Consider the following 7,573-nt stretch of genomic DNA (forward strand, 5'->3'; position numbering starts at 1 on the left):
ATCATGCCAGAGCTTGAAAAACACGCCTTCAAGTTGAAGCTCTTTGCGGGCAAGCAGGCGGAATACAAGAAGCGCCACGACGAGATTTGGCCGGAGCTCGTCGACCTGCTGCACGAGGCCGGCGTGACCGACTACTCGATCCACCTTGACCCAGAAACCAATACTCTTTTCGGTGTCCTGACACGTCCGAAAGATCACGGCATGGCGGCGCTGCCCGATCATCCCGTGATGAAGAAATGGTGGGCGCATATGGCCGATATCATGGAGAGCAACCCGGATCATTCCCCCGTGGCAACCGATCTCATCACCGTCTTTCATCTCCCATGAGCAAGCCGATCCGGACCGTTGCCGTCATCGATATCGGCAAGACACATGCCAAACTGATCGTTGTCGATGCTGAGAGCGGCAAGGAATTGGCGTCACGCAAGATTGCCAACAGGGTCTTAAGCGGCCCGCCCTATCCGCATTATGATACGGATGCGCTGTGGCGCTTCATTCAGGAAGGGCTTGCCGAACTCAACAATGGGCCGGGCTATCAGGCAATCTCGATCACCACACATGGTGCAAGTGCAGTACTCCTGAATGCATCGGGCGAGTTGGCGATGCCCGTTCTCGATTACGAGTTCACATTCCCGAATCCGATCGTTGAAGTCTACGAGGCAATCCGCCCGGAGTTTGCAGAGACTTTTTCGCCACGCCTGACGGGTGGACTTAATCTCGGTGCGCAACTCCATTATCAGCGTGCGTGCTTTCCCGAGGCGTTCGCCTCCGTGTCGACCATCCTGACCTACCCGCAATATTGGGCGCACCGCTTAACCGGTATCGCTGCGAATGAGGCCACCTCTCTCGGATGCCACACGGATCTGTGGCGCCCCTTTGAAGGCGACTATTCAAGCCTCGTCGCGCGTCTCGGTATTGCCGATCTCATGGCGCCCATACGCTCTGCCTTCGACGTTCTGGGACAAACGACGCTGACTATCACTCGGCAACTCGGCCTCGCTGCACCCGTTCCTGTCTATTGCGGGATCCATGATTCCAATGCGTCGTTGCTCCCGCACCTCGTCGGCTTTGGCCTTCCTTGCACGGTCGTATCGACCGGCACGTGGGTCGTGTGCTTTGCCGCAGGCGGACAGGCGGACGATCTTGATGAGAACCGCGACACCTTGGTCAATGTCGACGCATTCGGCAAACCCGTGCCTTCCGCCCGTTACATGGGCGGCCGAGAATGGGAGATCATTACCAAGGGTCTGGAACAGGTTGCACCGGACGCGGAATGGATCGCGGTAGAAGACGTCGTAGCCCAAGGCCAGATGCTGCTGCCAAGCGTCGTCAGCGGCACCGGCCCGTTTCCCGGCGCGACGGGCGGCTGGCGCAACGAGCCGCAAACGGATGAAGGCCGGCGCGCGGCTGCCAGCCTCTACCAGGCCTTGATGACCATGACCTGCCTCGACCTGATCGGATCGCGTGGGCCAATCGTGGTGGAAGGCCCGTTTGCCGCAAATAAAGTCTTCCGGGCAGCGCTCTCCACCCTGTCCGGTAGAGACGTGTATGCCTCCGCCTCTCATACAGGCACATCGCTTGGCGCCAGCTTTCTGACCGGCACGAAATCGAATGTTCCTGTCGAGCTGGTGACCGAAAGGATTGCGGACCTGGACACCTACGCCAAAAGGTGGCGGGACAGGGCGGAGTGAAACCCGACATACCCCGCCCCTCTCATGGCTTCAGCTCTGCTTGACGAATTCACCGCCCTTGATGATGTACGGCATGTGCTTGCCTTGCCCCGTCAAGACTGACAGATCCTCGAGAGGATTACCGTCCACGACGATCAGATCGGCATAAGCGCCCGGGGCCACGGTTCCCAGTTTGCCTTCAAAGCCAAAAGCCTTGGCGGCATCGAGCGTTGCGGAACGGATCACATCTGCGGCCGGGAGATGCTGCCCGCGCAGAACGAATTCCTCTGACTGATGCTCATGCATTTCACCCAGCAAATCCGTACCATAGACCATGGTCACGCCCGCCTTGTGGAGCACTTTCAGCGCCTCGAAACCGGCGCTGCGCACATCCTCGATCTTGGCGACAGAGACTGGCGGCAGGCCGAGCGATGCGCCGTCCTTTGCCAGGCGGTCATAGACGATGTTGGTCGGCACGACGAAGGCACCGCGTTCCTTGGCAAGCTGTGCGGTTTCCGGCGTGATCAGGTTGCCATGCTCGATCGACTTGACGCCGCACTCGATCGCGCGGCGGATTGCGGCATCGGTATAAAGATGAGCGGCCACATAGGTCTGCGCATTTTCCGCTTCTTCGACGGCTGCGAGCACTTCTTCTCTCGAAAAGCCGAGATTGGCAATCGGATCGGTCGGCGACGATACACCACCATTGGCCATGAGCTTGATGAACTGCGCGCCGCCCTTGACCTCCTCACGACATGCCTGGCGAACGGCGTCGACGCCATCACAAATTCGACCGAGCGCACCCAGTTGATCGGGATAATGCTCGACGGAACGGCGATTGAACCGGCCACGGTAATCAGTATGGCCCCCGGTTTGCGACAGCGCCTTGCCACAGATGATCAACCGCGGGCCGATAATCGTCCCTTCCTGAAGCGCTTCGACCAGACCGTGATCGGCACCGCCAAGGTCACGGACCGTGGTGAAGCCGCGCATCAGCATTGCCTTCATGATGTTGGCTGAGCGCAGCGCAACAAGAGAGTTGGGCAGATCGGCATTCGCCCCCAGATCGAGCTTGGTGGCGATGACATGCACATGCCCATCAATCAGTCCTGGCATCAGGATCTTGCCATCCAGATCGACCACCCGGTCGGCAGTCTCCGAGATCGACTTGCCCACGTCAACGATCAGATCGTCACGGATGAGCACATCCGTTGGAGCGGTCGGTTCGCCCTGCGATCCATCAACGATGCGGGCGTTTTTGAGAAGAATTGAACTCATGGCATTCACTTTCAGTCGATGTTTTTAAAGGTGTACGCCGAGATTCAACTTTGTTTGGCGGCAAGCAGGAAGTAAGGCACCAACCACGGTGCCAAAGCCTCGGCGCGGTCGAGATGGCGTTCGTCATAAACACCGGCGCGATGGGTGAGATTGATCGTTCCGATGCAGACTCCGTCGAAGACGACGGGCACATTGATCTGCGTGCCGCCACCAAGACTTGCGATGAGCTCATGATCGAAGAAGGCCCATTTGATGCCGTCCATATCCTTGGCGAGAAAGCTTTTATGTTGACCAATGACATGGCGGCCCCAGGGCGTGTCGGTCATAGGCTTGCGGCCGGACACCGGATAGTGCTCGGGGTCTGAGGAGTAGATGCGAACGACCTCACCCCCATCGACCGCCAGAAGGGTAAAGAGGACGTACCCGATCTCGCGCTGAAACAGCTCATCGAGAGCCTGAAAGAAGGGTGTCGGCTGATCGGGCTGCTTCATGGCCTCGTAAAGGCTGATCTCATTGTGCATGTGTCGATCCTTTTTGCTGATAAGGGAGCAGCAGTTGCCGCTCCCTGATGGGCCTGGTTGTCAGCGCGCGGCAAACTCTTCCGCCTCGATTTCCTCGAGCGACCGGTTCTTTGTCGGAATGCCGAGGAAGAGAACGGACGCGGCGCCGATGAACAGGATGACGGTCGTCATGCCGAACACACCAGCGAAACCGCCAATCGGATATACAGCACCCACGAGGATCGGTGCGGCAATCCCGCCGATGCGACCAATTGCCGAGGCCGTACCGACGCCGGTCGCGCGAATGCGTGTCGGAAACACCTCCGGCGTATAGGCGTATTCTCCGGCTGCAACGCCATTGATGAAGAAGGAGAGCGTCATGGCAAGTGCGATAACCTGCGTGTCACCGGTGGCGAAAGCAAGCGAGAGAGCCGAAACAGCTGCCAGAGCCATATAGAGCACGATGGTATAGGGACGGCCGATCTTCTCGCAGAACCATGCGGCTGTGAAGTAACCCGGGATTTGCGCCGCATAGATCAGGATCGAGAAAGAGAAGCTTTTCGTCATGGTCATGCCACGCTCGACGAGCAGGCTCGGGATCCATGTCATGAAGGCGTAGATACTGAAGGTCACCGACACCCAGAGGAGCCAGGTCATAATGGTGATACGCAGGAAGCGTGGCGACAGCAGCGCCTTGAAGTTTGCCATCAGCGAGGTATTCGGCGTTGCAGAGACCTGCGCAGTCGGTTCCGGCGCGGGCAGAACGACGCCGCGGGCCTCGTATTGCTTTTCGATGCCGGTGACGATGTCATTTGCTTCCTGATGCCGACCCTGGCTCTCCAGCCAACGCGGCGATTCCGTCAAGCCGCGGCGCCACCACAGAACCACCACGACCGGCATGGCGGTGACGATCAACGCGTAACGCCATCCGTCGTCGGAGGCAGGCACAAGCAGATATCCGAGAACCGCGGAGATGACGAAGCCGAAGGAGAAGAAGGCTGCGAGCGAGGCCGTGAAGCGGCCACGATACTTTGCGCCAACAAATTCCGAAAGAAACGGCGCGATGATCGCTGCTTCGGCCCCCATGCCGATACCACCAACGACACGCAGCGCGAAAAACTGGTGCCAATCATTGACGGCAGCGCCACCGAGACTTGCCAGGCAGAAGAGCACGAGTGCCCAGAGCATGACGTTCTTGCGGCCATAACGGTCGCCGATCGCTCCGGCAATAAGCGCGCCGATGAGGAAGCCAACATAGGTACTGCTGGCGAGATAGCCGACCTGAAGGCTGGTCAGTTGCCACTGCGCCCGAAGCGCGGGAAGCAGAAACGCGATGATGCCCGCGTCCCAGGCCTCGAACATGTAGCCCAGCCCGCCCATCATCAGCAGCTTGTATTGAAAGCGCCCGACGGGCAGCCTCTCCAGTCTTGCAGCAGTATTATACATTCGCAGTCCCCATCATTATAATGTGTCACCTCCGCCGCTTTGCGGATGGTGTGCGCGTCGTTTCGTCGCGCAACATTTTTTGCACAGGAAGATTTGTGAATGCAATATGCAAAAAACGCTGCAGGTGATTTTGCAGGCACGCTTGAAGACTGGCTGCGTCATCTCGATGAGAAATTTTGTCTGACGCCTGCCGCTCATGAAGTCGTGCAAGCCGTCATCAACGATCCACGGCACGCCTCTTTTGCATCCGCCGCCGAACTCGCGCAAAAGGCCGATGTCAACGTCGCGACGATCACCAGAACCGCGCAAAGCCTTGGTTTTTCAGGATGGCCGGAGCTGCGGCAGGAAATCCGTACACGCTTCATGAGCAAGCTTTCGGCACCTGAGGTCAGCGTCGTCCATCAGCAGGAGACCGGCAATGAGCGCCCGTTCGACGCGGCCATGAATCGGCAGATGGAGCAACTAACGGCTCTGCGCCGGCGTACCGACCGCAACTCCGTCAAGGAGATTGCAAAACTTATTGCAGGGGCAAAACGCCGAATCGTTCTTGGATCGGGCAGTTTCGCATCGATTGCCAACATCCTCGCACACCACGCCACGCTCTGCGGCTATCGCATGGAACTGGCAACCGACGGGGTGATGATCGCCAATGCTTTGGGCGATGTGAAGGAAAACGATGTCGTCATCATCTTCACCTTTTGGCGCCTCTATAATTCCGCGATCAGGGCTGCCGCTCAGGCCAAGGCCAAGGGCGCAACCACCTGCGTGATTACCGACGCTGCCGTGGATGCACTGGCAAAAAATGCCGATTATCTGCTGCTGGCACCGGCAGAGAGCACGTCTTTCTACGCAACCGTCGTTCCGGGCATCGGGCTTGCGGAGGCCATCTCTGCAGAATTGGGCGCGCTCAACCCGGAGATGAGCGCGCGTTCCATCGCCGATTTCGAGGAGCAATGGCAACACCAGGATCTGCTCTTCACCAAAACAGCACCCATGGCTGGAAAGCCTTTTGATCAGCTTTGAGATCAAGCCAGTGCAGGACATGCGCGCAATTTGCTTTTTCGACACCCCTTCATACGGTGATGCATCGACCGGAAAGGCTCGGGTTATCCAACAGCCGCAGTAACATCCAGAGTGATGGCTTCCGGCAGATCATGCAGGACCGTGTCTCCACCAACGCCCGTGTGACACATCGTCATCGCGAAGGACGCAGGCGCCTTCAAAGGGGTGAGTTTGTGGTGCAAAACGTTTCGCCTGTAGGTGACGATCTGGTGCGGCGCTGAAATGAAGGCCTGCAAGGTCGAGACATCCGGTCGACCGTCCGCGCCAGGCTTGCAAACAACGATGAGAGACGCCGCCTGATCCAAAGTGAGAAATGTCTGCGAGGAATACGGATGCGTTTCAAGCTGACGGATCGTCAGCTCTGGCGCGATCGTCTCCACCGTAACAATTTGCAAGACCGGCAATTTCGCCTCGCTCGTCGCATCGAACGTGCCAGTCGCAAAGGCTGAGCCTTTCAGCGAGGATATGTCGAAAACGTTGCCGAAGAATTCGAAACTCTCTGCTGTCAGCGGCGTCGCAACAATAGGCTTCATGTGTCTGCTCCTCGAAAGACGAGTTGAACCTTCATGCTCTGCGAGCGATCGCTAGCGCGCTCGAACGCATCCCGCGCCTGTTCAAACGGAAAGCTGCTGCTGATGAGAGATTTGACGTCGATCAGGCCCCGTCCCATCATATCCACCGCGAGCTGAAATTCTTCGTGGAAGCGGAACGTGCCTCTAAGCTGCAGTTCCTTGGCAACGATTGTGTTGACCGGAAGCGTCATCTCGCCGCCGAGACCAAGCTGTACGATGACGCCGCCGGGACGCAGCACATCCATAGACGAGACGAGCGCCGATTGATTTCCGGACGCTTCAAATAGCACATCGAATGTGCCCTTTTCGATGTGGTAAGGCTCGAGTGCCGCCGGACTGCTCGAAACGTTGATCGCTTCGTCAGCACCAAGGCGCCTTGCCAGGTCGAGAGGCGCATCGACGACATCGGTAATGACGATGCGCGCTGCGCCCGATCGTCTCGCCACCAGCACGCTCAGCATGCCGATCGGTCCAGCCCCGGTGATGAGGATCTGCTTGCCGAGCAATGATCCGGCCTGCCGCGCCGCGTGAAGGCATACCGCCAGAGGCTCGGCCATGGCCGCCTCTGCCATCGACAACGCGTCGTCTATCGGTACAAGTTGTGACGCGTGAACCGTGACGCTTTCGCGAAACCCTCCTTGCACATGCGGCATGCGCATGGCGCTTCCCATGAAGCGCATGTCAAGGCACTGGTTCTGCATCCCCTCGGCACAATAGCGGCAATGGCCACAGGGCCGACTGGGATTAACCGCAACGCGCATGCCCGGCACGAGATCGGATACATCCCCGCCGACCTCTTGCACGACACCGGAGAATTCGTGGCCAAGCGCCATGGGCTCACGCACGCGGACTGTGCCGAAACCGCCATGATGATAGTAATGCAGATCCGACCCGCAAATTCCACCGACAGCGACCCGGACCAGAACCTCATCTGCGCCGAGGAGCGGTACGCCAACATCTTCAACGCGCAAATCTTTCGGTGCGTGGATTACGACTCCTCGCATGGTCTTCTCCTCCCTTGAATACCCGTGCTGCTCCAGCATCG

Annotated in this window: 8 protein-coding genes; 3 read left to right on the forward strand and 5 right to left on the reverse strand. The window is 58.5% G+C overall.

Annotated elements, in window-relative coordinates; genetic code table 11:
• Positions 1-3 precede the first annotated feature (3 nt).
• Complete coding sequence (rhaM, locus tag ACTJKV_RS18705; RefSeq protein WP_440599275.1) at positions 4-327, forward strand: L-rhamnose mutarotase; 324 nt, start codon at positions 4-6, stop codon at positions 325-327.
• A complete protein-coding gene (locus ACTJKV_RS18710) occupies positions 324-1,691 on the forward strand; it encodes an FGGY-family carbohydrate kinase (RefSeq protein WP_440599276.1) in 1,368 nt (455 codons plus the stop codon). The genes rhaM and ACTJKV_RS18710 overlap by 4 nt, the downstream gene beginning before the upstream one ends.
• Before the next feature lie 30 nt (positions 1,692-1,721).
• On the opposite strand, the gene ACTJKV_RS18715 is transcribed toward ACTJKV_RS18710, so the two are convergent.
• The 3 genes from ACTJKV_RS18715 to ACTJKV_RS18725 are packed head-to-tail and all read right to left on the reverse strand — an operon-like array spanning position 1,722 to position 4,894.
• Positions 1,722-2,948, reverse strand: coding sequence for an amidohydrolase family protein (locus tag ACTJKV_RS18715; RefSeq protein WP_440599277.1), 1,227 nt, complete (start codon positions 2,946-2,948; stop codon positions 1,722-1,724).
• A 44-nt stretch (positions 2,949-2,992) separates the two neighbouring features.
• Positions 2,993-3,469 (reverse strand): GAF domain-containing protein, encoded by a 477-nt coding sequence (locus tag ACTJKV_RS18720; protein WP_440599278.1) that lies wholly within the window; start codon positions 3,467-3,469, stop codon positions 2,993-2,995.
• A 60-nt stretch (positions 3,470-3,529) separates the two neighbouring features.
• A complete protein-coding gene (locus ACTJKV_RS18725; RefSeq protein ID WP_440599279.1) occupies positions 3,530-4,894 on the reverse strand; it encodes an MFS transporter in 1,365 nt (454 codons plus the stop codon).
• A 99-nt stretch (positions 4,895-4,993) separates the two neighbouring features.
• Here ACTJKV_RS18725 and ACTJKV_RS18730 point away from each other — a divergent pair, with 99 nt between their 5' ends.
• Positions 4,994-5,917, forward strand: coding sequence for a MurR/RpiR family transcriptional regulator (locus ACTJKV_RS18730; RefSeq protein WP_313557696.1), 924 nt, complete (start codon positions 4,994-4,996; stop codon positions 5,915-5,917).
• Positions 5,918-6,000: 83 nt separating this feature from the next.
• Here the strand turns inward: ACTJKV_RS18730 and ACTJKV_RS18735 are convergent, their stop codons facing one another.
• Positions 6,001-6,489, reverse strand: a complete 489-nt coding sequence (locus ACTJKV_RS18735) for an ureidoglycolate lyase (protein ID WP_440599280.1) — start codon at positions 6,487-6,489, stop codon at positions 6,001-6,003.
• Complete coding sequence (locus ACTJKV_RS18740; protein ID WP_440599281.1) at positions 6,486-7,532, reverse strand: L-idonate 5-dehydrogenase; 1,047 nt, start codon at positions 7,530-7,532, stop codon at positions 6,486-6,488. Before ACTJKV_RS18740 ends, ACTJKV_RS18735 begins: the two co-directional genes overlap by 4 nt.
• Positions 7,533-7,573: the final 41 nt, after the last annotated feature.

Origin of the sequence: Agrobacterium sp. 22117, assembly GCF_052045735.1 — a bacterium.
Taxonomy (GTDB): Bacteria; Pseudomonadota; Alphaproteobacteria; order Rhizobiales; family Rhizobiaceae; genus Agrobacterium; species Agrobacterium cavarae.

Bases quoted from the DNA above. Each gene is read 5' to 3' on its own strand.
- rhaM (WP_440599275.1), top strand. From the start codon at position 4: ATGCCAGAGCTTGAAAAACACGCCTTCAAGTTGAAGCTCTTTGCGGGC.
- ACTJKV_RS18710 (WP_440599276.1), top strand. From the start codon at position 324: ATGAGCAAGCCGATCCGGACCGTTGCCGTCATCGATATCGGCAAGACA.
- ACTJKV_RS18715 (WP_440599277.1), bottom strand. From the start codon at position 2,948: ATGAGTTCAATTCTTCTCAAAAACGCCCGCATCGTTGATGGATCGCAG.
- ACTJKV_RS18720 (WP_440599278.1), bottom strand. From the start codon at position 3,469: ATGCACAATGAGATCAGCCTTTACGAGGCCATGAAGCAGCCCGATCAG.
- ACTJKV_RS18725 (WP_440599279.1), bottom strand. From the start codon at position 4,894: ATGTATAATACTGCTGCAAGACTGGAGAGGCTGCCCGTCGGGCGCTTT.
- ACTJKV_RS18730 (WP_313557696.1), top strand. From the start codon at position 4,994: ATGCAATATGCAAAAAACGCTGCAGGTGATTTTGCAGGCACGCTTGAA.
- ACTJKV_RS18735 (WP_440599280.1), bottom strand. From the start codon at position 6,489: ATGAAGCCTATTGTTGCGACGCCGCTGACAGCAGAGAGTTTCGAATTC.
- ACTJKV_RS18740 (WP_440599281.1), bottom strand. From the start codon at position 7,532: ATGCGAGGAGTCGTAATCCACGCACCGAAAGATTTGCGCGTTGAAGAT.